The sequence below is a fragment of the Janthinobacterium sp. BJB301 genome (genome assembly GCF_002735685.1).
Lineage (GTDB): Bacteria > Pseudomonadota > Gammaproteobacteria > Burkholderiales > Burkholderiaceae_D > Janthinobacterium > Janthinobacterium lividum.
Window position 1 is genome coordinate 574,074 of record NZ_PDZJ01000001.1, and the last position, 22,611, is coordinate 596,684.

The following is a 22,611-nucleotide window of genomic DNA, read 5'->3' on the forward strand; positions in this document are numbered from 1 at the left end:
CTACAGGGGCCGCACGGGGATGCAGATGTCGCAGGAGAATTCGCCGGTGGCTGGGTCCAGCGCCGTGGCCGCGGAAAAGCGCTCGAAGCACGGGCGCTCATCCCACTGCAGGCCGCTGGCCGGCAGCCATTCGCGCGTCATTCGCGTCCATGTTTCGGCAATGGCGCTGGATGGTCCCTTGAATTGCGCCACCGCATAGCGCCCGCCCGGCAGGGTGGTGATGCTGGCCCGGCCGCCCGACTGGAACGCATCGGGCACGGTGACGCAGGCGTCGTAGCGGCATTTGTCTGGCGGCGTGATGCTGGGATCGTCATGGCCGATGCCGTAGCACGTCGCGTCGCCCAGGCCGTGCGACTGCATCCATGGCGCGATGGTGTCGCGCCAGAAGGCGCCGATGGCGGGACCGTAGGGGCCGATATGGCGCTGGCACGCCACCGTGGCGGGCGGCAGGTCGAGGATGGTGACTTGCATGGGACTCTCTCTATGAAGTGGATTGGAGTGCCCATGGTGCTGGAAGTTCGGCCCGTTTTCCTGACCAGGATTGCGCATGGCCTGATCCGGATTGCTATCTTGCCGGTGCAGGCGCATGGCTGCGAGCATGGCAGCGTTTTTTGCGGCGATGCCGGCGCGCCAGGCCGTTGGCGTGCAGCCGAATTTCAGCTTGAAGGCGCGCGCAAACGCTTCGCCGGAACCGAAGCCCGTCGCCAGCGCGATGTCCAGTATCGTTTCGTCGGGGCGGCAGGCCAGCCGCAGGGCGGCCGTTTCCAGGCGCCGGCGGCGCGCATAGCCGCCCAGCGTCTCGCCCATCCAGGCGGCGAATACGCGGTGAAAGTGGAAACGTGAAAAATGCGCGACGTCGGCCAGCTGGGCCAGGTCCAGCGGCGTGTCGAGGTGGCGGTCGATATGGTCAAGCACGGCATTCATGCGCCGCGCGTATTCGGCGCGGAAATGGCCGGATGTCGGCTGCTCAGGGGGAGTAGGAGGGGAAGACATGCCGCCGATTATGGCATGAAGTCCCCTCCGGGCGGCGTGGAAAAGAGGCTTACGCCGCGTTCAAGGCTTGCTCCAGGTCTTCGCGCAAGTCGTCGATATGCTCGATGCCGACGGACAGGCGCAGCATGTCTTCCGACACGCCTGCCTTCGCCAGTTCTTCGGGATTGAGCTGGCGGTGCGTGGTGGAGGCAGGGTGCGTGGCCAGCGACTTGGCGTCGCCGATGTTGACCAGGCGCGTGAACAGTTGCAGGGCGTCGAGCACGCGGGCGCCGGCCGCGCGTGGATCCTCACCAGCCGCCAGTTTCAGGCCGAACGATAAAATGCCCGAGGCGCGGCCATTCATGTATTTCTTCACCAGCGCGTGGTCCGGGTGGTCTTCCAGGCCCGCGTAATTGACCCATGCGACTTTTGGATGCTGTTTCAGGTGCCTGGCCAGGGCCAGCGTGTTGTCGCAAATGCGGTCCATGCGCAGGGCCAGCGTCTCGATGCCCTGGATCAGCTGGAAGGCGGAGAGTGGCGAGATGGCCGCGCCCATATTGCGCAGAGGGACGACCCTGGCGCGGCCGATGAAGGCGGCGGGTCCGAACGCTTCCGTGTAGACGACGCCGTGATACGACACGTCCGGTTCGTTCAGGCGCTTGAAGCGTTCCTTGTGTTCGGCCCACGGGAACTTGCCGCTGTCGACGATGGCGCCGCCCACGGTGGTGCCGTGGCCGCCCAGGTATTTGGTCAGCGAGTGCACGACGATATCGGCGCCATGCTCGATGGGACGGAACAGATAGGGACTCGGCACCGTGTTATCGACGATCAGCGGGATGCCGTGCGCATGCGCGATCTCGGCCAGTTTCGCTACATCGGTGACATTGCCCAGCGGGTTGCCGATTGATTCGCAGAAGATGGCCTTGGTGCGCGCGTCGACCAGGGCGGCGAAGGTCTCGGGCTGGCGCGCGTCGGCGAAGCGCACTTCGATGCCGATCTGTGGCAGGGTGTGGGCAAACAGGTTGTAGGTGCCGCCATACAGCTGGCTGGCGGAGATGAAATTGTCGCCCGCTTCGGCGATGGTCTGGATCGCATAGGTGATCGCCGCCATGCCCGACGCCACGGCCAGAGCGGCCACGCCGCCTTCCAGCGCCGCGACCCGTTTTTCCAGCACGTCCTGCGTGGGGTTCATGATGCGCGTGTAGATATTGCCGGCGACCTTGAGGTCGAACAGGTCGGCGCCATGCTGGGCATTGTCGAAGGCGTAGGCCACCGTCTGGTAAATGGGGACGGCGGCGGCCTTGGTGGTCGGGTCGGGGGTGTAGCCGGCGTGCACGGCCAGGGTTTCGATTCTCATGTGGTCTCCGGTTGCTATGGTATGCGGTGGTGAAATCCGCAGCCATTGTGCCATGCGCCCGTTAGCTGGTTGCTACGCTTGATAGAATTTTAATTCATAAGCTAGTGCTGTCTTGATATAAGTCATGCAGCTCTGCCAGCCCGATGAACCGTTCATGCGTGCCGTTCTGCGCGCAGGCAAATGCGCCGCCGATGGCGCCGCGGCGCATGGCATCGTCCAGGCCCGCGCCGGCCAGCCAGGCATGCAGGAAGGCCGCCACGAACGAGTCGCCGGCGCCATTGGTGTCCACCACGGGCAGTTTCAAGCCTGCCGTCGGCGTGTAACGCACGGTCTCGCCGCCCCGTTCCAGCAGATAGGCGCCATCCGCGCCCGCCATGGCGATGACGGCCTGCGCGCGGCCTTCCGAGATAATGGCGCGCATGACGGACTCCGTACGCTCGCCCAGCGCGGCCGTGCTGAGGAAGACCAGGTCGGCGCGCAGCGCAAAGACCTTGTGGTGCGGGTTGACGCCATCCCAGTCGTGCAAGTCCGTCGACACCGTGGTGCCGCACACTTGCGCATCGTCAAACAGCTCGGCCACCCAGCCCATGATGGAAAAGTGCGCATGGCGCGCCGGGCCCAGGTAGGGAAGATAAAAAGCGGCCGGCATGCGCACGTCTTCCGGATGGCGGCCGTCGTACAGCGACAGCCGGCGCCCTTGCGGGTCGACCAGGTTGACGCTGCGCCGCGTGCCCGAGGGTTCGACAAGGTGTGAAAAATCGAGCCTGGCTTCCTTATAGCGCTGCAGGATGGCCGCGCCCTGCGCATCGTCGCCGATGAAGTCGATGAACTTGCAGCGCAATCCCAGCGCATGGCAGCCCAGCGCCACGCCATTGCCCGTGTGCGCCACGTAGTCGTGGATGGGCGGCACGTGCAGCGAGTCGGCGACGGGCAATTGCAGGTCGGGGACGCGCACGATCGTGTCGATGCCGGCGCCGCCGACCACTAAAATGTCATAGGTACTCATGGTGCAGCTTTCTCCAGCAGGACGGTGCCGGCCGCGTTCACCGCGACGGTGCCGTTTTTTACGATATAGGTTTGATTCGTGTAAGCGTCGCACAGACTGGTGCCGTCGGCGAACACGCCGTGCACTTTCAGTTCGAGCGGGCCTTGCGCCTCGGGCACGGCGATGATGGCGTCGCCATCCGTCACGCGGGCGAATGCGTACGGCTTGTCGTCGATGAAGCGGTGTTCGCCGCGCGCCAGGGCAGGGTGGCGCAGCCGGAACTGGCCCAGCTTGCGCGCATGCGCGAGGGTGGCCCCATCCATCGAGCTCCAGTTCATGTCGGAGCGGGTGGCCTGCTGTTCGTCGCCGATGGGCGCCGCGCCAGGCTGGCGCGCGCTTTCATCGCCATAGAACAGCTGCACGCCGCCCGGCGCCAGCAGCAGGGCGGACAAGCCATGTTTCAGCCGGTCGCGCGGGAACAGGCTGGTGTCGTGCGACGAGATATACGACAGGATGTCGTAGCGGGGGCCCTGGCCCTTGCCCAGCAAGCCCGCGTACTGGCGGTAGACGCCATCGATGCTTTTCCAGTCGCCGCCAGCGCGGCTTTGAAAGTCGAAATTGATCATCGAATCGAAACCGGCGTCATGCCAGCTGCTGCGCTCGGGGCCGTGGCCCCACGCTTCGCCCGTCATCCAGAACGGCGCGTCATCGATCTTTTGCTGCGGATGGCGCGCCTTCCAATCCTTGAGGGCATCGGTGGCCGCCGCGCGCAGGGCCAGCCAGCTTGCCGGCTCCACGTGCTTGACGGTGTCGGCCCTGAAGCCGTCGACGCCGAATTCGCGCACCCAGTCGGCCAGCCAGTTGACAAGGTAAGTGCGGACAGTCGCATCGGGCAGGGCCACGGCGCGCGTGTCGGCCTTGCGCTGCAAAATCGGCGGCAAGCCCACGGCCTTGCCGCTCTCCGTGCGGAAGTCGGGCAGGTAGGCCAGCTGCATGGTGAAATCATCCTTGCCGCCGTCGGCGTAGCCGGGCAAGCCGGCGCGCACCCAGTCCGGACCCCACCACTGCTTGAATTCGAAGTTGTTGTAGTCGATGAAGCTGTGATAGTCGCGCAGCACGGCCTGCTCATGGCCTGGCCACAGGACCGGCACCTTGTATTCGGACAGGGTACGCAGGTCCGCGTAGCCGGGATGGTTCAGCACCACGTCGAACAGCACGCGGATGCCTTGCGCATGGGCTGTATCGATCATCTCGCGCAGTTCCTCGCGCGTGCCCATGTTGGCATCCATGGTCGTGTAGTCGAGTGCCCAGTAGCCGTGGTAGGCGTAGTGCTGGAACTGCTGCTTGCCGCCCACCACCCAGCCGTGGATCTGCTCGTACGGCGCCGTGATCCACAGGGCGTTGACGCCCAGGTCGCGGAAGTAGCCGGCTTTGAGCTGCTGCGTGATGCCGGCGATGTCGCCGCCGTGAAAGCTGCCCACATCGCCGCCTTGCGGGTCGGCGGCGCGGCCATAACTGTGGTCGTTGCCGGGATTGCCGTTGGAAAAACGGTCCGTTACGGCGAAGTAGACGATGGGGTTGTCCGCAAAGCTCCCTGCCTGCGCCGAAGCGCTGAGTAACAGGGCGGCCAGCGTAGTCAGGGCGCGGCGCATGGTCAGCCCTTCACGCCGCCAGCCGTCAGGCCGGAGATCATCCATTTCTGCGCCAGCAGGAATACGGCCGTGATGGGCAGGCCGGACAAAATGGCTGCCGCGGCGAAGTCGCCCCACAGGTATTTTTGCTCGTACAGGAACAGTTTCGAGCCGACGGCCAGGGTCAGGTTGTTCTGTTCATGCAGCAGCACGGAGGCGATCGGGTATTCGATGATGGCGCCGATGAACGACAGCAGGAATACCACCATCAGGATGGGCACCGTCATCGGCAGCAGCACGTAGATGAACGCTTGCCATTGCGTGGCGCCGTCGACCTTGGCCGCTTCCTCGATTTCGATGGGGATGGTTTGATAGTAGCCCTTGATGGTCCAGATATGCAGGGCGATGCCGCCCGTGTAGGCCAGCACCAGGCTGCCGTGGTGGTCGATGCCCAGCCACGGCACGTAGCTGCCCAGCACATCGAAGATGGCGTAGATGGCCACCAGGGCCAGCACGGCGGGGAACATCTGCAGCAGCATCAGCGCGGACAGGGTTTGCGACTTGAAGCGGAACTGCATGCGCGCGAATGCGTACGCGCAGGTGGTCGACAGCAGCACGGTGACGGTGGCGCTCATGCTGGCCACCTTGATGGAATTCCACAGCCACAGCAGCACGGGGAAATCCGGTTCGACCAGGGCGCCATTGGGCGCCTGGTAAGACATGCCCAGCGCCAGGCGCCAGTGCTCGAAGCTGATCTCGGGCGGTATCAGGCTGCCCGAGGCGAAGTTGCCAGGGCGCAAAGAGATCGACAAGATCATCAGGAAGGGGAACATCACCAGCGCGATCAGCGCGATCACGGCGACGTGGGCCGCCAGGATGCGCCAGCGGTTGGAACGGTCGACAACGATAGCCATATGCTGTCCTTTATGCTTTGTTCATGCGCGTCAGGCGCATATTGACCAGCGAAATCGCGGCCACGAGGAAGAAGATCAGGGTCGAGATGGCGGCGGCCAGGCCAAAGTTCTGGCCGGAATCCTCGAACGCGATGCGGTAGGTGTAGGACACGAGCAAGTCCGTCGTGCCGGCCGGCAAGGTGGTGTCGAGGAAATCGGGACGCCCGCCCGTCAGCAAGCTGATCAGTACAAAGTTATTGAAGTTAAAACCCAGGCTGGCCACCATCAGCGGCGTCAGTGGCTTGATGATCAATGGCAGCGTGATCTTGAAGAAATTCGTCAGCGGTCCCGCGCCGGCCAGGGCCGAGGCTTCGTACAGGTCCGACGGGATCGCCTTGATCAAGCCCATGCACACCACCATCATGTAGGGGTAGCCGAGCCAGGTGTTGACGATCAAAATCATGGCCTTGGCCAGCGTGGTGTCCGAGAACCAGGCGGGCTTGATGCCGAACAGGGCGTCGAGCACGAGGTTGATTTCGCCGAAGTTATTGTTGAACAAACCTTTGAAGACCAGGATGGAGATAAAACCCGGCACGGCGTACGGCAGGAACAGCAGGGTGCGGTACAGGCCGCGGAAGCGCAGCGCATCCCAGTTCAAGAGCACAGCCAGCACCATGCCCAGGCCCGTCGTCGTGGCCACGCTGATCAGGGCGAAAACGATGGTCCAGACGAAAATGCGCAGGAAGGGGCCGCGGAACGCTTCATCGGAGAAAATCTTCACGAAGTTGGCGAAGCCGACATTGACCTTGAAGCCCGGTTCCAGCTTGGTACCGTCCGGCATTTCATAAAAGCCCGTCTTGAAGTTCGGTGTCACGAGCTCGCCCGTGGCGATTTTCTTCAGGGTCTTGTCGGGCAGTTGTTTGTAGACATGCGCGACGGGGCCGAATTCGCGCAAGCCCACCATGCGCAGCTCGATCTTGTTCGGCATGACCAGGGTGAGCAGCTTCAAGTCCTTTTGCAGGGCGATGATGTCCTTGATGGGCAGCGGCGGGGCCAGCACGGGCGCCTGCACGGGATCCAGCGGCGCCACTTCCACGTTCAGGGGGACGGCGCGCTTGAGGGCCAGCGGCTGCGTCAAGAGCACTTCGCCCGTGTCCGGGCTTTCCAGGCGCAGGCGGTATTCCTTGTTGTCGGCATGCACGGTCATGGCATAGCCGGCGCTTTCCACGCGCTGCGTCTCGTCGAGCAGGTATTGCGTGGCCCGCTCATACGTGAGCAGGTTGCGCGAACTGAAATTGGTAAAGCCGATCGACACCGTGTACACCATCGGCAGCAGCACGAAGACGATGACCGCCGTAATGCCGGGAAACAGATAGCGGTAGGCATAGGCGCGCGGCGACGTGAAGACAAACGTCGTCAGGGTCAGCAAGCCGAGGAAAACGGCGGCCAGCATGGTCTGGCCGGAAATGTACAACATGAAGAGCAGATACAGACCCAGCGCCATGCTGATGGTCAATACCGTAGGGCCGATAAACTTGCGCACGATGGATACCTGTGAAGATGGAGTGATACGAGATGGCGTAGGTCGGATTAGCGGCTATGCCGCGTAATCCGACAACATTGTTGGCTGCTGGTGTCGGATTACGGCCCTTCGGGCCTAATCCGACCTACGCCTTGACCTGCTTAATTGGCGGTCGTAATCCGCTTCGCCGCCGCATCCAGGCCATCCTTGGTCGTCTGGCGGCCTTGCGTGATGTTTTCCAGCGCCGATTGCATCGACGACCAGAAGCGGCCCATTTCCGGGTTGTTCGGCATCGGGCGGCCCGCTTGCGCGCTTTCCATCGTCGCCTGGATGTTCGGATTGGCTTTCAATTCCGCGAACAGCACCTTGTTCGCTGGCGTGCCCAGCGGGACGTCGGCGTTGATGGTTTTCAGGCCATTGATCTGCAGCATCTGGTTTTCCAGGAATTCCGTGGCCAGGTCCTTGTTCGGGCTAGCCTTGGAAATCATCGCGCCCAGCACGCCCACGAACGGGGTGGCCGTCTTGCCTGCCACGGTAGGGATCGTTGCCACGCCGAAGTTGATCTTCGACTTGCGCGCATTGTCCCACGACCATGGGCCGTTGATCATCATGGCGATCTTGCCCTGGTTGAAACCGGCTTCCATTTCCGCGTAGCCCGCGCCCTTCGGCATGGCGCCGCTGTTGATCAGGGTCATCAGCGCATTCACGCCCGCTTGCGAACCGGCATTGTTCACGCCCGTCTTGGCTGCATCGTAGCGGCCGTCGGCCTTGACTTCAAACGGAAAGCCGCCGCCCGCGCCCAGCAAAGGCCACGTGAAATAGGTGTTCGTGTAATCCCACAGGATGGCTTTCTTGCCCTGAGCGGACAATTTCTTGTCCAGCGCGGCGATTTCCTCGAAGGTTTTTGGTGGCGTCGGCACCAGGTCCTTGTTGTAGACGAGGGCGACGGCTTCGATGGAGATCGGGTAGCCCCAGGTCTTGCCGCCCACCGTGAAGGCATTCCAGGCCAGCGGCAGGATGGCGGCGCGCGCTTCCTTGCTTGGCGTCAATGGTTGCAGCAAGCCGGCGTCGATCCAGGTGCCGATGCGGTCATGCGGCCAGATCCAAATGTCCGGACCCTTGCCGGCGGCCGCCGCTTGCTGGAATTTGTTTGGCGCATCTTCCGGATGCTCGACGACGACCTTGACGCCCGTTTTCTTGGTGAATTCCTCGCCGACCTTGGCCAGGCCCTTGTAGCCCTTGTCGCCATTGATCCAGATCAAGAGGGTGCCTGCTTCGGCCGCGTTTGCCATGCTGACGGCGGCCAGGTTGCCGATGCCGGCCAGGGCGGCGGCGATCAGGGTGGTTTTGATGAAGCTGCGTTTCGCGTGTGTGAAGGACATGTCAATCTCCAGTGTCTTTTTTTATGTTAAGTATCAAGGCTGAGACGATACAACCAGGCCAGGCGGCGCCTGTAGCGCCTGGCCCTTTAAATTCGGAATCAGGTACGGGTCTGGCCATGCTCGTCGAACACGTGAACGCGGGCGGGCGCCACTTGCAACGCCACGGATTGGCCAATGGCCCAGTCCGTTTCCGCATCGGCGCGCACCACCAGCGGCTCGTCGCCGCCCGGTACCTGCACATACAGATAGCTGATGTCGCCCAGTTTTTCCACCGCCTGCACGGTGGCCGTGATAGCGGCAATGGCGCCGGGCGCGCATGCTTGCACGTGCTCGGGACGCGCGCCGACGGTGACGGGGGTGCCGCTGGCCAGCGGCTGCGTCAGGACGGCCTGCAGCATGCCGCCCGCGTTGGTGGCGATGGTGGCCACGCCATCGGCATAGCTGTGGATCTTGCCTTTGAGGAAGTTCATGCGGGGCGAACCGAGGAAGCCGGCCACGAACAGGTTGGCGGGATGGTGGTACAGCTCCAGCGGCGCGCCCACCTGTTCGATGCGGCCCGCGTTGAGCACGACGATGCGGTCGGCCAGGGTCATCGCTTCGACCTGGTCATGCGTGACGTAAATCATTGTCGAGCGCAATTCGCGGTGCAAGTTCGCCAGTTCGATGCGCATCTGCACGCGCAGCGAAGCGTCGAGGTTGGACAGCGGTTCGTCGAACAGGAAGACGTCGGGCTTGCGCACGATGGCGCGGCCGATGGCCACGCGCTGGCGCTGGCCGCCCGACAAGTCCTTCGGTTTGCGTTCCAGCAAAGGTTCGATGCGCAGGATTTGCGCGGCGCGTTGCACGGCGTCGGCGATCTGCACCTTGCTCATGCCGGCCAGTTTCAAGCCAAACGCCATGTTCTGCGCCACGCTCATGTGCGGGTACAAGGCGTAGCTCTGGAACACCATGGCGATGCCGCGCTTGGCGGGCGGCACGTCGTTCATGCGGGTCTTGCCGATGAATAAATCGCCGCCGCTGATCTCTTCCAGGCCGCAAATACTGCGCAGCAAGGTGGATTTGCCGCAACCCGACGGTCCTACGAACACCATGAATTCGCCATCGGCGATCTCCAGGTCGATGCCGTGCAGGGTTTGCACGTCGCCATATGCCTTCTTCAGGCCTGTTAACTTCAGTCCAGCCATGTCTGTCGTCCTCAATCTCACTGAATGTGCCTGGCCAAATCTACTGCGCGTCGAACTTGCGGCTGGCGATGCTCACTGTGCATTCGCACAGCTGCGCTTCTCAGCCACAACTTTCATCCGCTCGCTACGATTTTGCCAGGCACTGATACGCTGTTGTTCGGCCCCGCTGATGCGCGGGGCTCGTTATTGTAATTGGCGGCATGGCCGCCAAAGCCTGCGATTTACGCCAGGGTGCCGAACCAGCCGCCATGCGCAGGCAAGCTGAGCTGCTGGCCATCTTTGCTACCCGGCAAGCCGTGACCGGCCAGGTCGGCCGCTGGCGCCGCATCGGGCCAGGCGAAAGTGACCGCTTGCGTGCCCAGGTTGAAGGCGGCCAGCACGGACGGTTGGCCGGGCAAGTCGCGGCGCAGGGCCAGCACGGGTTCCGGCGCATCGAAGAAGACGATATCGCCGCGCAGCAATTGCGGCAGGGTGCGGCGCCAGGCGAGGATATTCTGCGCAAACTGCAATGGTGAAGCGGCATCGTTTTCTTCGACATCAACGGCGCGCGCCAGATGCTCGGGCGGCACGGGCAGCCAAGGTTTGGCATTGCTGAAGCCGCCATGCGGCGCATCGGCCACCCACGGCATCGGCGTGCGGCAGCCGTCGCGGCCCTTGAACTGGGGCCAGAACGGGATGCCGTACGGGTCTTGCAGCGCCTCGAAAGGAATGTTCGCTTCCGTCAGGGCCAGCTCGTCGCCCTGGTACAGGCAAGGCGTGCCTTTCAGCGCGGCCTGCACGGCCAGCACCACCTTGGCCAGCGATGGCGACGGGTTTTCGCCACCCCAGCGCGTCATGACGCGCACGCTGTCGTGGTTGCCCACGGACCAGGAAGCCCAGCCATCGGCCACTTGGGCTTCGAACTCTTCCACCTGGGTGCGGATGTGCGCGGCCGAAAACTCCGCCGTCAGCAAGTTGAAACTGTAGGCCATGTGCAGCTTGTCGGCGCCCGTGTAGGCAGCCATGGTGGCCAGCGCATTGTCGTCGCCCACTTCGCCGATGGAAATGGCCTGGTATTCATCGAGCACGGCGCGCACGCGCTGCAGGTAGGCGATGTTTTCCGGCTGCGTCTTGTCGTACACGTGCGCCTGCATGCCGTACGGGTTGATGGCCGACACGCTGCTCGCATCGCGCTGCACGGCTGGCGGATTGTCGCGCAGCAGCTGGTCGTGATACGGGAAGTTGCAGGAATCGAAGCGGAAGCCATCGACGCCGCGCTCGAGCCAGAAACGCAGATTGTCCAGCTGGGCCTGCTGCACGGCGGGATTGTGGAAATTCAGGTCGGGCTGGCTGGCGAGGAAATCGTGCAGGTAATACTGGCCGCGGCGCGGCTCCCATTGCCAGGCGGAACCGCCGAACACGGACAGCCAGTTGTTCGGCGCCGTGCCGTCCGGCTTCTGGTCGGCCCACACATACCAGTCGGCCTTGGCATTGTCGCGGCTGGAGCGGCTTTCCACGAACCACGGGTGGTTGTCGGACGAGTGCGACAGCACCTGGTCGATCATCACTTTCAAGCCCAGTTCATGGGCGCGCGCCACCAGGCGGTCGAAATCGGCCAGGGTGCCAAACATGGGGTCGACGTCGCAGAAGTCGGCCACGTCGTAGCCGAAGTCCTTCATCGGCGACGTGAAGAAGGGCGAGATCCAGACGATGTCGGCGCCCAGGGCGGCGATGTAATCGAGCTTGGAGGTGATGCCAGGCAAGTCGCCGATGCCGTCGCCATTGCTGTCGAGGAAGCTGCGTGGATATACCTGGTAGATGACGGCGCTGCGCCACCAGTCGGCGGGCAGGTGGGCGAGATTGTTCTGGATGGTCGGCATGAATGATTTCTTAAAAGTTGCCTGTAGCCGTGGCTATCAGGGCAGCGCTGCTGGTTGGTAGGCGAACGTCTTATTTTAAAATTCAAAGCGCTTTGGGTATGAAATGAGTATAGTTCAAAGCGCTTTGAAAAGTAAAGCGATACACGCGCCAGACATACGATTTTTTTATGAGGGTGATTCAGGAAGGCAAAGCAGAGCGGAAGAGGGAGTTCTACGAAACCCCAAGCGGAGGCTGGGGTCGGACCCTGAGGGTCCGACCCCAGTAGTTTGCTCTAGGGCTAAATCATGCGTGTATTACGGGCCCTGCCGACTCGCCCGGCAGCAGTTCGCACGGCCACAGTTCCTGCAAGTCGGTGACGGGCGTGCCATCCATCAGGGCCAGCAGCATGTGGATCATCTTCGCGCCGGCGCCGCGCGGGTCGGGCTGGACGACGGTGGTGACGTTGTGGCCGGCCAGGGAATCCTCCATCACGCCCCAGACGATCAGCGACATTTCGCTGCCGATGGCGATGCCCGCGTCGAGCAGGGCGCGCACGGCGCCCACGCCCGACATGTGATTGTCGACGATGACGGCCGTGGGGCGGGGCGAGCGGGCCAGCAGGCGCTGCATGGCCTGGTAGCCGGCGCGGCGGTCGTGCGCATTGTCGACCAGGTTGTCCGGGTCGACGGCCAGGCCGCCCGCCTGCATGGCGTGCTGGAAACTCTCGACGCGCTGGCGCACGAAGTTCAGGTCCGGTGTGGCGCTGATCAGGCCGATGCGCTGGTGGCCCAGCTGCGCCAGGCGCTCGACGGCCAGGCGCATGCCCGCCTCATTATCGTAGTCGAACCACGCGTGCGGCTGGTTCAGCTGGGTGCGGCCATGGGCGACAAAGGGCATGCCCTGCTGCGCCAGGTAGGCGATGCGCTCGTCGAACGGTTTCGTGCGTCCGACAACCAGGCCATCGATGCGGCGGCCCTTGACCATGCGTTCATAGGTGTGGAATTCGTTGCCGGCCGAGGCGGGCGCGATCATCATGTCCATCTGCTGGGCTTCCAGCGCTTCCGACATGCCGCCCACGATTTCGATGAACATGGGGTCGGCCAGGTCGTTCGGCATCAGCGGGTAGATGATGCCGACGATATTCGTGCGTCCCACGGCCAGGCTGCGCGCCATGGGATTGGGACGGTAGCCGGCCGCCTGCGCGGCGGCCAGCACCCGCTCGCGTGTGCGTTCGCTCACTTCCGGATAGCCATTCAAGGCGCGGCTGACGGTGGTTTCGGATATTCCTAGCGTTTTGGCGAGATTTTTGAGGTTCATGGATGCTGCAGTTGGGGTCTATCCAGGGTGGGTCGGGAGCGATGCGGTGCGATGACGGGTAGTTTATCTGATAAATGCCGGAATGATCAGGGGTATGACAAGCGGCGGCAGCGCCCAAAAAAATACGCGGGCAAACCCAGGGGCGCCCGCGCTAAAAGAGGATACTGCTGAATCACTACATTGAAGCTGCCGGCCATCGCGTGCAGCGGCGAAATGGTGGGTCCGGATATTACTTGCCCCTGGATAAGCGGGCGGTGTTGCTGCCACCGGCAAGCGTCCGTGGACGCTTGCCAACGTTCTAGCGGCCTGCTATTACCACCAGGATTCCACTTGGAAACCGACGGAGCTGCCGTTGGTCTTGCCACCGAACACGCCCGTCGACGACAGCGCCGATTCGGCGGCGGCGGCCGACTGGGCTGCCTTGTTCCATTTGGCGTAGGTGTAGAAGGCGCGCAGCACGGGGCGCGACCAGAAGCTGTTGCCGGCCGACAGTTGCGGTGCGAAGGTCAGCTTGGTCAGGTTGCGGCTTTCGCCGCCTTCCGGCTTGACGATGTCGTGGCCCAGTTCCACGGCCAGGCTGTAGTTGTCCGTGAAGTGGTAGACGGGGCGCGCGCCGATCGATGTCCACTTGCTGCTCACGCCTGCCGTTTCCTTGTCTTCGTAGACGAAGGTGCCCATGCCCGACCAGGCGCCTTTGGGCTGGATCATGATCTGTTCCGTCAGACGCACGACCTTGTCATCCTTGCCGGCGCCCAGGCTGAAGCCGCCCGTGTTGGCGGCGCTGCCTTTGCCATACTGCAATGCCACCTTGTTGAAGCCGCCCAGCAGATTGCCTTGCGTATGCATGATGGTCAGCAAGTGGCCGCTGGCGATGGGGGCCGCGCCTTGCGCATTGCGTTTCTGGTTGAATTGCAGGCCCAAGGTCAGTTCGCCATCGGGGTTGACCTTGATGCCGGAGAAGCGCAGGTCGTGGGACAGGCCCATGCGCTTGCTGTCGCCGTCATCGGCCGTGCGCACGACGGCGTAGGCCAGCTTGGCGGCGCCCAGGTCGATGTTTTCCAGGCCGGCGCCAGGGCCGCTGTTATTCCAGAAGTAGTAATCGGTGATGTGCACGTCCTGGCGGTCGTAATAGCGCTTGCCGACCCAGGCGCGCGCTTCGGCGAAGGCGCCCGTGCCGATCTTGTCGGCGACCACGTTCATTTCGCGCCACGACGGGTCCGATTGCTCCCAATCCTGGTTCTGATTGACGGAAAACGCCACCAGGGTATTGATGCGGAAGGTGGTGCCGTTGGCAGCCTTGAAGGCTTCGCCGCCGAATTTCAGCTCGCCGTAGGTTTCGCACTCATTGCCCAGACGATACTTGGACGAGGCGCCGGCCAGGCCGAAACACGCTTCCTTGCCGCCTTCGCTGCTGGTGCCGAAGCCCGAGCGGATATAGCCGCCGAAGTCGATCGGCAGGGCGGCCTGGGCCGACGCACTCAAGGCCATCAGCACTGCCGCTGGCAACGCTTTCAAGAAAAATTTGTTCATTGTGTCTCCAGTGTTTTTATAGGTGTGGGATCGGCGCGCATCAATTTGCACAACCAAAGCGCTTTAACTATGTTTCAAAGCGCTTTGAGTATAGTTCAAAGCGCTTTGAAAAGTAAACTCGTTTTGTTCTTGAAAACTTTTGAGGTGTTGCAGAGAAACATCAAAGGCGGGCGGCGGCGCGTGGGCGCCGCCGGGTATGGCGGGGCAGGGAATGGTTGCCGCGGGAAAGCCGGGCGGCTTAGTTTGGCGCCTTGCAGGCGGGCAGGGCGGCTGTGTCCCGTGCGGCATCGGCCGCATTCGCCGGATGGCGCAGGAAGGCGAGGATCAACAGGGCCGACGCTGTCGTGATACTGGCCAGCACATATAGCAGGTGGCGGAAGGCCGTGCCATACGCTTGCGCCAGCTCGGCGGCGGGAGCGTGTGGCAGCAACGCGCCCGCATGGCGCAGCTCGCCCAGCGCCAGGAAGGGGCCGGCATGCGCCGCCTGCTCCGCGCCGCTGCCGGTACTGACCAGCGCCGCGACGGAGAGCGTACCCAGCAGCGCGCTGACGATGGCCAGCGCCAGGCCTTCGCCCGCCACGCGCGTCGTATTGAAGATGCCGGCCGCCATGCCGGCCCGCTCGACGGGCACGACGCTGATGGCCAGGCCATCCATCAAGCCCCAGGGCAGGCTGATGCCGCAGCCGATCAGCAGCAGCGGCCCGATCAAGGTAGCGGGCGCTTGCCCTGGCGCGCAAGTGGAGAGCCACAGCAAGCCGCCCGCCGCCAGCAGCAGGCCGCTGGCGCAAATGTGGGCGGCGGCAATGCGCTGCGCCGCCATGCCGGCCAGGATCGGCAGCACCAGCATGGGCGCCGACAGGGCGATCATCATGCGTCCCGCTTCCAGCGCGCTGTAGCCTTCGATGCCGATGAAGCGGGCCGGCAGCAGTACCAGCAGTACGACAAAGGAAAACGCGGGCGCTGCCGCCAGCAGTTGTACGCCAGCAAAAGCAGGCAGGCGGAACAGGGTCAAGTCCAGCATGGGCCGCGCCGCGCGCCGCTCCACGCGGATGAATGCGCCCAGCAGCAAGGCCGCGCCGCCGAGCAGTCCCAGGCTGGCGGCACTGCCCCAGCCGCTGTCGGGCGCCTGCAGCAAGCCATACGTAAACAGTGACAATGCGCCTGTAAACGTCAGGGCGCCGGGCCAGTCGACGCCCTGCGCCTGCGGATCGCGCGATTCGCGCATGGCGCGCGCGGCGGCCAGCAGGGCGGCCAGGCCGGCCGCGGCAGTGGCGACAAAAATGGCGCGCCAGCCCGTGTGCGTGATCAAGGTGCCTGCCAGGAAGGGGCCGAAGGCCAGGCCCACGCCGAAGGCCGTGCCGATCAGGCTGAAGGCGCGCGCGCGGGCGGGACCGTCGAATTCCTGTGCCAGGGCCGCCAGTCCGCTCGACAGGGCCATGGCGCAGCCCAGGCCCTGGACGGCGCGCAGCACGTCGAGCCACAGGATGCCGGGCGCGGCCGCCAGTGCCAGCGCGGCGGCGGAAAACACGCCCATGCCCAGCAAGAACACGCGCTTGCGGCCATAGCGGTCGGCCAGGGCGCCGGCCACCATCAGGCAGCCGCCAAAGCTGAGCATGAAGGCATTCGTGATCCATGCCAGCGCCAGCGGCGTGCCGTGCAAGTCGGCGGCGATGGCGGGAATGGCGATGGCCGGTCCCGTAAAACTGAGCGGCATGCACAGCGCGGCCAGGCAGACGGCGGCCAGCACCAGCGTGCGCCGTGCAGTAGCTTGGTCCGGAGCTTGCGCGGGAAGATTCGTATCCATGGGAATGATTCCATAAAGAGGGAATCCGATGATAATATGGGCGTAATCAATGAAAAAGTGGCTGAAAATCCACTCATAACGGACAAATATTCCCTAATCGAGATGGCGAGATGGCGAGATGGCATGGATAATCTGAATGGCATTGCCGCCTTCGTGCGCGCGGCGGAAACGCGCAGTTATGTGGCGGCCGGGCGGTTGCTCGGCGTGTCGGCCTCGGCCGTGGGCAAAAGCGTGGCGCGGCTGGAAGAAAAGCTGGGCGTGCGCCTGCTCAACCGCAGCACGCGGCGCATCAGCCTGAGCAACGAGGGTGCGCTGTTTTACGAACGCTGCCAGCGCATCCTGGCCGACCTCGGTGATGCCGAGGCGGAACTGTCGCACCTGGCCGAGGCGCCGCGCGGCAAGCTGCGCGTCAGCCTGCCCGTGATCGGCTACCGCATCATCCTGCCCCTGCTGGCCGAGTTTACGCGGCGGTACCCGGAGATCGAGCTCGACCTCGATTTCAACGACCGCCTGGTCGACGTGGTGGCCGAAGGCGTCGACGTGGCCGTGCGCAGCGGCACCTTGACCGATTCGCGGCTGATGGCGCGCGAGCTGGGGCCGTTTGCTTTTGCCATCGTGGGCTCTCCCGCATATTTCGCCCGTCACGGCGTGCCGGCCACGCCATGCGCGCTGGAAGGGCACGCCTGCGTGCGCTATAAGTTTCCCACCACGGGCAAGCTGCAGGAATGGGCGCTGCAGCGCGCCGACGGTGACAGCGGCGGCGAGTTGCGCTTGCCGACCGCCTTGACTTGCAACAATATCGAGGCCTTGATCGGCGCCGCCACGCAGGGCGTGGGCCTGGCTTACCTGCCTGACTTTATCGTGCGCGACGCTATCGCGCGCGGCGAACTGCAAGCCGTGCTGGCCGATTGTCTGCTGTACTCGAGCAAGTTCTGGGTGCTGTGGCCGTCGAGCCGTCACCTGTCACCTAAAATTCGCGTCTTTGTTGACCATTTGTGTACCCACCTGCATTTTTCTCCGCCCCCTCCCGACCCTGCATCATCCCTTTGATGGCCCTGGCCGCCGCGCTGGCGGCTGCTTGGGGAATATTCCTACCCCAAAACGATTATTCCTAACGCCGCTGGATTTATATTTGCTGCGCCGCATCACGCCATGCCGCACGGCATCAACTTATGGCCTTCCTGAATACCCGTCATTCGTTATGGAAATTGCCATAAGGAATTTATTTATGTTAATTTCATATCTGTTTCTGCAACATTGCATCGGCTGGTCGCTTGCGGGAACATGTGCAGGATTAGGCGCCATAAGCGTGTAGTAACCAACAATTAAGGGATGGTAACCCCGTTCCGTTCAGGGAGTGTGCATGAAGACAGTCACTACGACGCCGCAGGATCCGGCGCCAGCCACGACAGCGAAACCGGCCCGCAAAACGGGTTTGCTGCTGGGTGGCGGCGCACCAAATTCCACCTTGATCGCCGGCGCCCTGGCTGCTTTCCTTGACGAGGGCATCGAGTTCGACGTCATTTCCGCCTCGGGCGCCGGCGTGTTGATGGGCTTGCTTTACACGACGCCGCACGAGGCCACGCCGCGCCAGGCCTTGCAAAGCTGGGCCGACACGGGCGTGGCCGACAGCATCTACAAGATGATTCCGATCAACTACAAGGTATTCCAGAAGCCGGGCATGCATGCGAGTACTTTCCGCGACGCATTCCAGCCGCCGGCCAACAATCCTTTTTTTCAAGCCTTCCAGCAAACGTTTGCGGGCGTGCCCACGGCCTGGTCGGACTGGGGCAAGCTGATGGTGTCGTCGCTGTCGCCATCGGACCTGTCGGCGAAAAGCCTGGGCCTGTGCGCGCACTTGCCCTTCCTGGAAAAAGCCGTGGATTTCTCGGGCGTGGCCCGCATGCGCCCCGATTTCTACATCAATGCCTACAACCTCAGCGAGCACCGCATGCAAATCTGGGGCAAGCACGAGATCGAAGCTATCCACGTGCGCGCCGCGTTGTCGTTTCCCTTCCTGTATGCGCCCACGACCATCGCTGGCGACGACTACATCGAAGGCGCGGCGCTCGATACGCTGAACTTCGACCCGTTCATCGAAGGCAAGGGTGAGCACCATGACGCCGATACGCTGGTCATCCTCGACATCCTCGGCGACGAGCGACTGCTGCGCAAGCCGCGCAACCTGTACGACGCCTGGGTGCGCTCCATCATCACGCCGCTGGTCAAGATTTCCAAGAGCGAGTTGCGCCTGTTCGAACTCGAACACAACACGGATGCGCGCACGGGCCAGCCCAAGCGGCGCCTGCTCAAGCTCGACTTGATGGGCGGCATCCCGGAGCAGCACTGGCCCGATACGCTGGACTGGTCCAGTTCGAACATGCAGTTGCTGTTCGACGTGGGCCACAAGGCGGGCCTGGCGTTTTGCCGCCAGCATGGCGATTTGCTGCGCCGCGCGCCCGAGGCTTCCCCGCTGGCGGCCTAGCAACCGATCCCCGGCCACCTGATCGGCAGCTACTTATCCTGCCTGGCCTTGCCAGGCTACCTTTTTACTGTGACACACCATGAATATCACCAAGCAATTAATTCTGACCCTGACCATCGCCTTGCTGGCCCTGCTATTGCTGGGCGCCGGCGGCGCCATCCAGCTGCAGCGCGCCCAGGAGCGTTTTGATACCGTGCAAAACCGTATCATTCCCAGCATCCAGGGCTTGAATGCGGCCAAGGGTTTCCTGGCCGACTCGCGCCTGGCCGGCTACCGCCTGTCCGTATTCTCGAACCTGGCCGACAAGACGGCGCTGGACAAGGCCGTAGCCGATGCCAACACGAATTTCGACAAGGTCATCGCCACCTACCGTGCCGAGCGCCTGTATGACGCGACGGACAGCAAGATGCTCGACGCCGACCAGGCCGCGATGGAAGCCTACCGCCGCGCGCTGGCGCCATTCTTTGCCGCCGCCTACGCGGGCGACATGGATGGCGTACGCGCCACCTTGCTGGCCGGCACGCCGCTGGCCATCACGGCCGCCGCCGCCAAGAAAAGCATGGATGACCATATCGCCTACAACAACAAGCTGGTCGATGACGTGAAAGCAGAAAGCCTGGCCGCCTACGACACGGCGTTCAACACCATGCTGGCCGTGCTGGGCGTGGCCGTGTTGCTGACGGGGGCGCTGGCTTGGCATATCTACCGCACTATCAGCGGCGGCCTGGGCAATATCGAACACACGCTGGAGCGTGTCAGCGCTTCGCTGGACCTGTCCGCCGCCATGCCCGTCGAGCGCATGGATGAAGTGGGCCGCACGGCTACCGCCTTCAACAAGTTTCTGGAACGCATCGTCGGCGTGATCGCCACCGTGCGCGCCTCGGCCGATACGGTCAGCGTGGCGGCTGCGCAAATTTCCGCCGGCAACGCGGACTTGTCCGTGCGCACCGAACAGCAGGCGTCTTCCCTGGAAGAAACGGCATCCAGCCTGGAAGAGCTGACCTCGGCCGTACGCCAGAATACGGACAATGCGCGCCAGGCGAACTCGCTGGCCGTGTCCGCTTCGGACGTGGCCCGCAAGGGCGGCGCCGTGGTGGCGCAAGTGGTGGGTACGATGGGTTCGATCAACGAATCGGCGAAGAAGATCGCCGACATTATCGGCGTGATCGATGGCATTGCCTTCCAAACCAACATTCTGGCGCTGAACGCGGCCGTGGAAGCAGCGCGCGCAGGCGAGCAGGGGCGGGGCTTTGCCGTGGTGGCCACGGAAGTGCGCAACCTGGCGCAGCGTTCGGCCGCGGCGGCCAAGGAAATCAAGGGCTTGATCGAGGATTCCGTGGACAAGGTCAACACGGGCAGCGCGCTGGTCGACCAGGCGGGCGCGACGATGGAAGAAATCGTCGCCAGCATCCGCCGCGTGACGGACATCATGGGCGACATCGCCAACGCCAGCCACGAGCAGAGCGCCGGCATCGAGCAGGTGAACCAGGCCATTTCGCAAATGGACCAGGTCACCCAGCAAAACGCAGCCCTCGTGGAAGAGGCGGCCGCCGCCGCGTCGTCGCTGCAGGATCGCGCCGTGGAACTGGTCGACGTGGTGGCCGTGTTCCGCCTGCGTGGCGACGCCCAGGGCAAAGCGCTGAAAGTGGCGGGTGGCTTGCCGGCCCCGGCTTCAGCCTCAGCCAGCCGGCGCCTGGCGCTGCCTGGCCGCAGTACCCGCGCTTGAACCTTGTGACTGCCCCGGTATGCCGGGGTTTTGGTGGTGGCGCTGTCCAATGGGGAGCGTTGATGTTCGGCATCTGGGGCGAATGTCAGTCAAGTTGCCGGGCTGGCAGGGGCGGCGACGGTGCAGGCGCCGCCCGGCTCCGTGCTCGTCAGGGAGTCTACCTTTCGCGCGCGTGAGTCAGTTACCTCGCCTTGAAATCGCTGGAGATTGAATTGATCAGTACTTTCCCAAGCGCGCCCCAGTCAAGTCTCGCAAACTAGGCTATCGTCGATGCGCATCTTCTTGAATTCCAGATTCCGTACCTCGTCGACGACAACCTGAAATCCGATAATTTGATTTCTGCTATTACGGTTGAATTGAATACCGCCCATGAAAGATTTATTGCCGGAAAATACATCGATCTTAACGGGCTTAAAGGTGACGGAGCCCACACGCACATTGTTGGCCGTAAGCTGGCCGCTATTGACGACAAAAACGAAAGAGGAATTGAGCTCTTCGCTGTAAAACGTTCCCGTGAACTTGGCCAGTTCATTTTCTGCGTAGGAAACTGCCTTATACGGTTCAAAAACAATGGGATCGCTTTCCCCCATGCTGAAGTGCATATCCATTTTTCCTTTCTTATCGACGAATTTAATAAAATAATGATCGTCGCCGTCAATTTTCATTTGGAAGGTCGAATCGCTTAACGGGATCAGTACGCGGCCATCGGCTTCCGTCCGCGTGTAATACAAGACATCATTTTTAACGTGCACCCTCGCAGCAAGCGCCCGTTCACGGCTCCAGTACACGCCTTCGTATTTCTGACTCTGCGCACGGCTCAGCTTCACGCTTTCTATCTTGGAATAATCGATGGTTTCAGGCTCGAGGAAGTGATTTTCCAACATCGTGGCGGCAATCCGCATGCCGTACATTCCGTTGTACGCCAGGCCGGAACTCAATACGACGGCAGTGATTTCCTGATCGGGAAAACGGAAAATCGAGCTCGCGTATCCGCCAAAACTGCCTATCTGGTAAATCTTTGCAATGCCCCGTTCCTTGCCGGCGTGTTGCTGTCCGTATGTCGAAATGCTGGCGATATCCTTGATGATTTCGCGGCTATCAAGCTTAATCGGTGCATTGAGTTTAGTGGCCAGCGCGTTCCCACCGAGCGCGTCGGATAAGATGGCGGAGCGCCAGATCGCGAGGTCGCGGATCGAGCTGTAAAGATTGACGGGGCCTGGAACGTTTCCGCTGCCATAGTCGATTTTATAGGCGCCTTTGCCGTCATCGCGATACGGCACGGCCGTGTTTTCCGGCGGCACGTCGCCGTAGAGGAACGCCGTGTTCGTCATGCCGAGCGGTGTAAAAATATTATTTTTGCAATACTCGTCGAATGGTTTGCCCGATGCGACTTCGACGATCTTCGCCAGCAGTATCAGCCGTGTATCGCCGCCCGGCGAAAAGACGTCGCCGGGTTTGAAGTTCAATTTCTTTTGGCTTTTCACGAGTTCCAGGATGGTATTGTGCTGTTCGGCCCCTGCCGGCTCCCAGCCTGACAGCGACTTCAAGACCTTGTATCCGTGCAAGCCATCGGTCGAGCTCAGCAAATGATTGACGGTGATTTTCTTGCCGAAATCCGGCAACCCCGGCACATACACGCCGATATCGTCATTTAATTTTATCTTGCCCTGTCCTTCGAGCTTCAATACGGCGTACGCGATAAATTCCCAGGCAAGTGTATCGATCTGGAATTTCGTATTAACCGTGGCGGGAATCTTGTATTCGAGATTAGCGCTTCCGAAAGATTTCTCATATATCAACTTTTCTTTCTTGAAAATAGCGACCGCAAATGCCGGCTTGTTCGGTGAATTGAGTTCGCTGACGATCTGATCGAACTTCTCTATCGGAATTGATTCGGCGACGTTGTTCGCGCTTGCCGAAAACGGAAGCAATACAAGGAGTCCCAGCATGAAATATGCTGCTTTTAAAGTTCGGATGTTCATTG

The 22,611-nt window shown here is 62.5% G+C and carries 16 protein-coding genes; 3 read left to right on the forward strand and 13 right to left on the reverse strand.

Annotated elements, in window-relative coordinates:
• From CSQ91_RS02595 to CSQ91_RS02650, 12 genes are all read right to left on the reverse strand, one after another.
• On the reverse strand, positions 1–993 hold the full coding sequence (locus tag CSQ91_RS02595) for an AraC family transcriptional regulator (RefSeq protein ID WP_218963710.1): 993 nt from the start codon (positions 991–993) through the stop codon (positions 1–3).
• 49 nt (positions 994–1,042) lie between these two features.
• A complete protein-coding gene (locus CSQ91_RS02600; protein WP_099387296.1) occupies positions 1,043–2,329 on the reverse strand; it encodes an O-acetylhomoserine aminocarboxypropyltransferase/cysteine synthase family protein in 1,287 nt (428 codons plus the stop codon).
• 94 nt (positions 2,330–2,423) lie between these two features.
• Positions 2,424–3,335 (reverse strand): carbohydrate kinase family protein, encoded by a 912-nt coding sequence (locus tag CSQ91_RS02605; RefSeq protein WP_099387297.1) that lies wholly within the window; start codon positions 3,333–3,335, stop codon positions 2,424–2,426.
• Entirely contained in the window at positions 3,332–5,011 is a 1,680-nt protein-coding gene (locus CSQ91_RS02610) for an alpha-amylase family glycosyl hydrolase (RefSeq protein ID WP_257217196.1), read from the reverse strand. Before CSQ91_RS02610 ends, CSQ91_RS02605 begins: the two co-directional genes overlap by 4 nt.
• The gene (gene malG, locus CSQ91_RS02615; protein ID WP_034783032.1) at positions 4,969–5,859 is read right to left on the reverse strand and encodes a maltose ABC transporter permease MalG; all 891 of its coding nucleotides are present in this window, start codon (positions 5,857–5,859) and stop codon (positions 4,969–4,971) included. Before malG ends, CSQ91_RS02610 begins: the two co-directional genes overlap by 43 nt.
• A 10-nt stretch (positions 5,860–5,869) precedes the next feature.
• Complete coding sequence (malF, locus tag CSQ91_RS02620) at positions 5,870–7,381, reverse strand: maltose ABC transporter permease MalF (protein WP_071653731.1); 1,512 nt, start codon at positions 7,379–7,381, stop codon at positions 5,870–5,872.
• A gap of 140 nt (positions 7,382–7,521) precedes the next feature.
• Positions 7,522–8,742: a maltose/maltodextrin ABC transporter substrate-binding protein MalE gene (malE, locus tag CSQ91_RS02625; RefSeq protein ID WP_070259175.1), complete on the reverse strand. Its 1,221-nt coding sequence runs from the start codon at positions 8,740–8,742 to the stop codon at positions 7,522–7,524.
• 98 nt (positions 8,743–8,840) lie between these two features.
• A complete protein-coding gene (locus CSQ91_RS02630; RefSeq protein ID WP_099387299.1) occupies positions 8,841–9,926 on the reverse strand; it encodes an ABC transporter ATP-binding protein in 1,086 nt (361 codons plus the stop codon).
• A 221-nt stretch (positions 9,927–10,147) separates the two neighbouring features.
• Positions 10,148–11,785 (reverse strand): alpha-amylase family glycosyl hydrolase, encoded by a 1,638-nt coding sequence (locus CSQ91_RS02635; RefSeq protein WP_099387300.1) that lies wholly within the window; start codon positions 11,783–11,785, stop codon positions 10,148–10,150.
• Between the two features lie 283 nt (positions 11,786–12,068).
• A complete protein-coding gene (locus CSQ91_RS02640) occupies positions 12,069–13,082 on the reverse strand; it encodes a substrate-binding domain-containing protein (RefSeq protein WP_099387301.1) in 1,014 nt (337 codons plus the stop codon).
• 312 nt (positions 13,083–13,394) lie between these two features.
• Positions 13,395–14,612, reverse strand: coding sequence for a maltoporin (locus CSQ91_RS02645; protein WP_034783044.1), 1,218 nt, complete (start codon positions 14,610–14,612; stop codon positions 13,395–13,397).
• A gap of 238 nt (positions 14,613–14,850) precedes the next feature.
• The gene (locus CSQ91_RS02650) at positions 14,851–16,416 is read right to left on the reverse strand and encodes an MFS transporter (RefSeq protein ID WP_099387302.1); all 1,566 of its coding nucleotides are present in this window, start codon (positions 16,414–16,416) and stop codon (positions 14,851–14,853) included.
• 123 nt (positions 16,417–16,539) lie between these two features.
• On the opposite strand from CSQ91_RS02650, the gene CSQ91_RS02655 reads away from it, so the two are divergent.
• From CSQ91_RS02655 to CSQ91_RS02665, 3 genes are all read left to right on the forward strand, one after another.
• Positions 16,540–17,466, forward strand: a complete 927-nt coding sequence (locus CSQ91_RS02655; protein WP_099387303.1) for a LysR family transcriptional regulator — start codon at positions 16,540–16,542, stop codon at positions 17,464–17,466.
• A 313-nt stretch (positions 17,467–17,779) separates the two neighbouring features.
• Positions 17,780–18,901 carry a patatin-like phospholipase family protein gene (locus tag CSQ91_RS02660; RefSeq protein WP_070259166.1) on the forward strand — a complete coding sequence of 374 codons (1,122 nt, stop codon included), beginning with the start codon at positions 17,780–17,782 and terminating at the stop codon, positions 18,899–18,901.
• A gap of 79 nt (positions 18,902–18,980) precedes the next feature.
• Positions 18,981–20,627, forward strand: coding sequence for a methyl-accepting chemotaxis protein (locus tag CSQ91_RS02665; protein WP_099387304.1), 1,647 nt, complete (start codon positions 18,981–18,983; stop codon positions 20,625–20,627).
• Between the two features lie 242 nt (positions 20,628–20,869).
• On the opposite strand, the gene CSQ91_RS02670 is transcribed toward CSQ91_RS02665, so the two are convergent.
• The gene (locus tag CSQ91_RS02670; RefSeq protein ID WP_180278324.1) at positions 20,870–22,609 is read right to left on the reverse strand and encodes a serine hydrolase domain-containing protein; all 1,740 of its coding nucleotides are present in this window, start codon (positions 22,607–22,609) and stop codon (positions 20,870–20,872) included.
• Positions 22,610–22,611: the final 2 nt, after the last annotated feature.

What these genes read in the sequence shown, in the direction of transcription:
- CSQ91_RS02605 (WP_099387297.1), bottom strand. Translation starts at nt 3,335, where the DNA reads ATGAGTACCTATGACATTTTAGTGGTCGGCGGCGCCGGCATCGACACG.
- CSQ91_RS02670 (WP_180278324.1), bottom strand. Translation starts at nt 22,609, where the DNA reads ATGAACATCCGAACTTTAAAAGCAGCATATTTCATGCTGGGACTCCTT.
- malG (WP_034783032.1), bottom strand. Translation starts at nt 5,859, where the DNA reads ATGGCTATCGTTGTCGACCGTTCCAACCGCTGGCGCATCCTGGCGGCC.
- CSQ91_RS02635 (WP_099387300.1), bottom strand. Translation starts at nt 11,785, where the DNA reads ATGCCGACCATCCAGAACAATCTCGCCCACCTGCCCGCCGACTGGTGG.
- CSQ91_RS02660 (WP_070259166.1), top strand. Translation starts at nt 17,780, where the DNA reads ATGAAGACAGTCACTACGACGCCGCAGGATCCGGCGCCAGCCACGACA.
- malE (WP_070259175.1), bottom strand. Translation starts at nt 8,742, where the DNA reads ATGTCCTTCACACACGCGAAACGCAGCTTCATCAAAACCACCCTGATC.
- CSQ91_RS02655 (WP_099387303.1), top strand. Translation starts at nt 16,540, where the DNA reads ATGGATAATCTGAATGGCATTGCCGCCTTCGTGCGCGCGGCGGAAACG.
- CSQ91_RS02645 (WP_034783044.1), bottom strand. Translation starts at nt 14,612, where the DNA reads ATGAACAAATTTTTCTTGAAAGCGTTGCCAGCGGCAGTGCTGATGGCC.
- CSQ91_RS02600 (WP_099387296.1), bottom strand. Translation starts at nt 2,329, where the DNA reads ATGAGAATCGAAACCCTGGCCGTGCACGCCGGCTACACCCCCGACCCG.
- CSQ91_RS02595 (WP_218963710.1), bottom strand. Translation starts at nt 993, where the DNA reads ATGTCTTCCCCTCCTACTCCCCCTGAGCAGCCGACATCCGGCCATTTC.
- CSQ91_RS02610 (WP_257217196.1), bottom strand. Translation starts at nt 5,011, where the DNA reads ATGGATGATCTCCGGCCTGACGGCTGGCGGCGTGAAGGGCTGACCATG.
- CSQ91_RS02640 (WP_099387301.1), bottom strand. Translation starts at nt 13,082, where the DNA reads ATGAACCTCAAAAATCTCGCCAAAACGCTAGGAATATCCGAAACCACC.
- CSQ91_RS02665 (WP_099387304.1), top strand. Translation starts at nt 18,981, where the DNA reads ATGAATATCACCAAGCAATTAATTCTGACCCTGACCATCGCCTTGCTG.
- CSQ91_RS02630 (WP_099387299.1), bottom strand. Translation starts at nt 9,926, where the DNA reads ATGGCTGGACTGAAGTTAACAGGCCTGAAGAAGGCATATGGCGACGTG.
- CSQ91_RS02650 (WP_099387302.1), bottom strand. Translation starts at nt 16,416, where the DNA reads ATGGATACGAATCTTCCCGCGCAAGCTCCGGACCAAGCTACTGCACGG.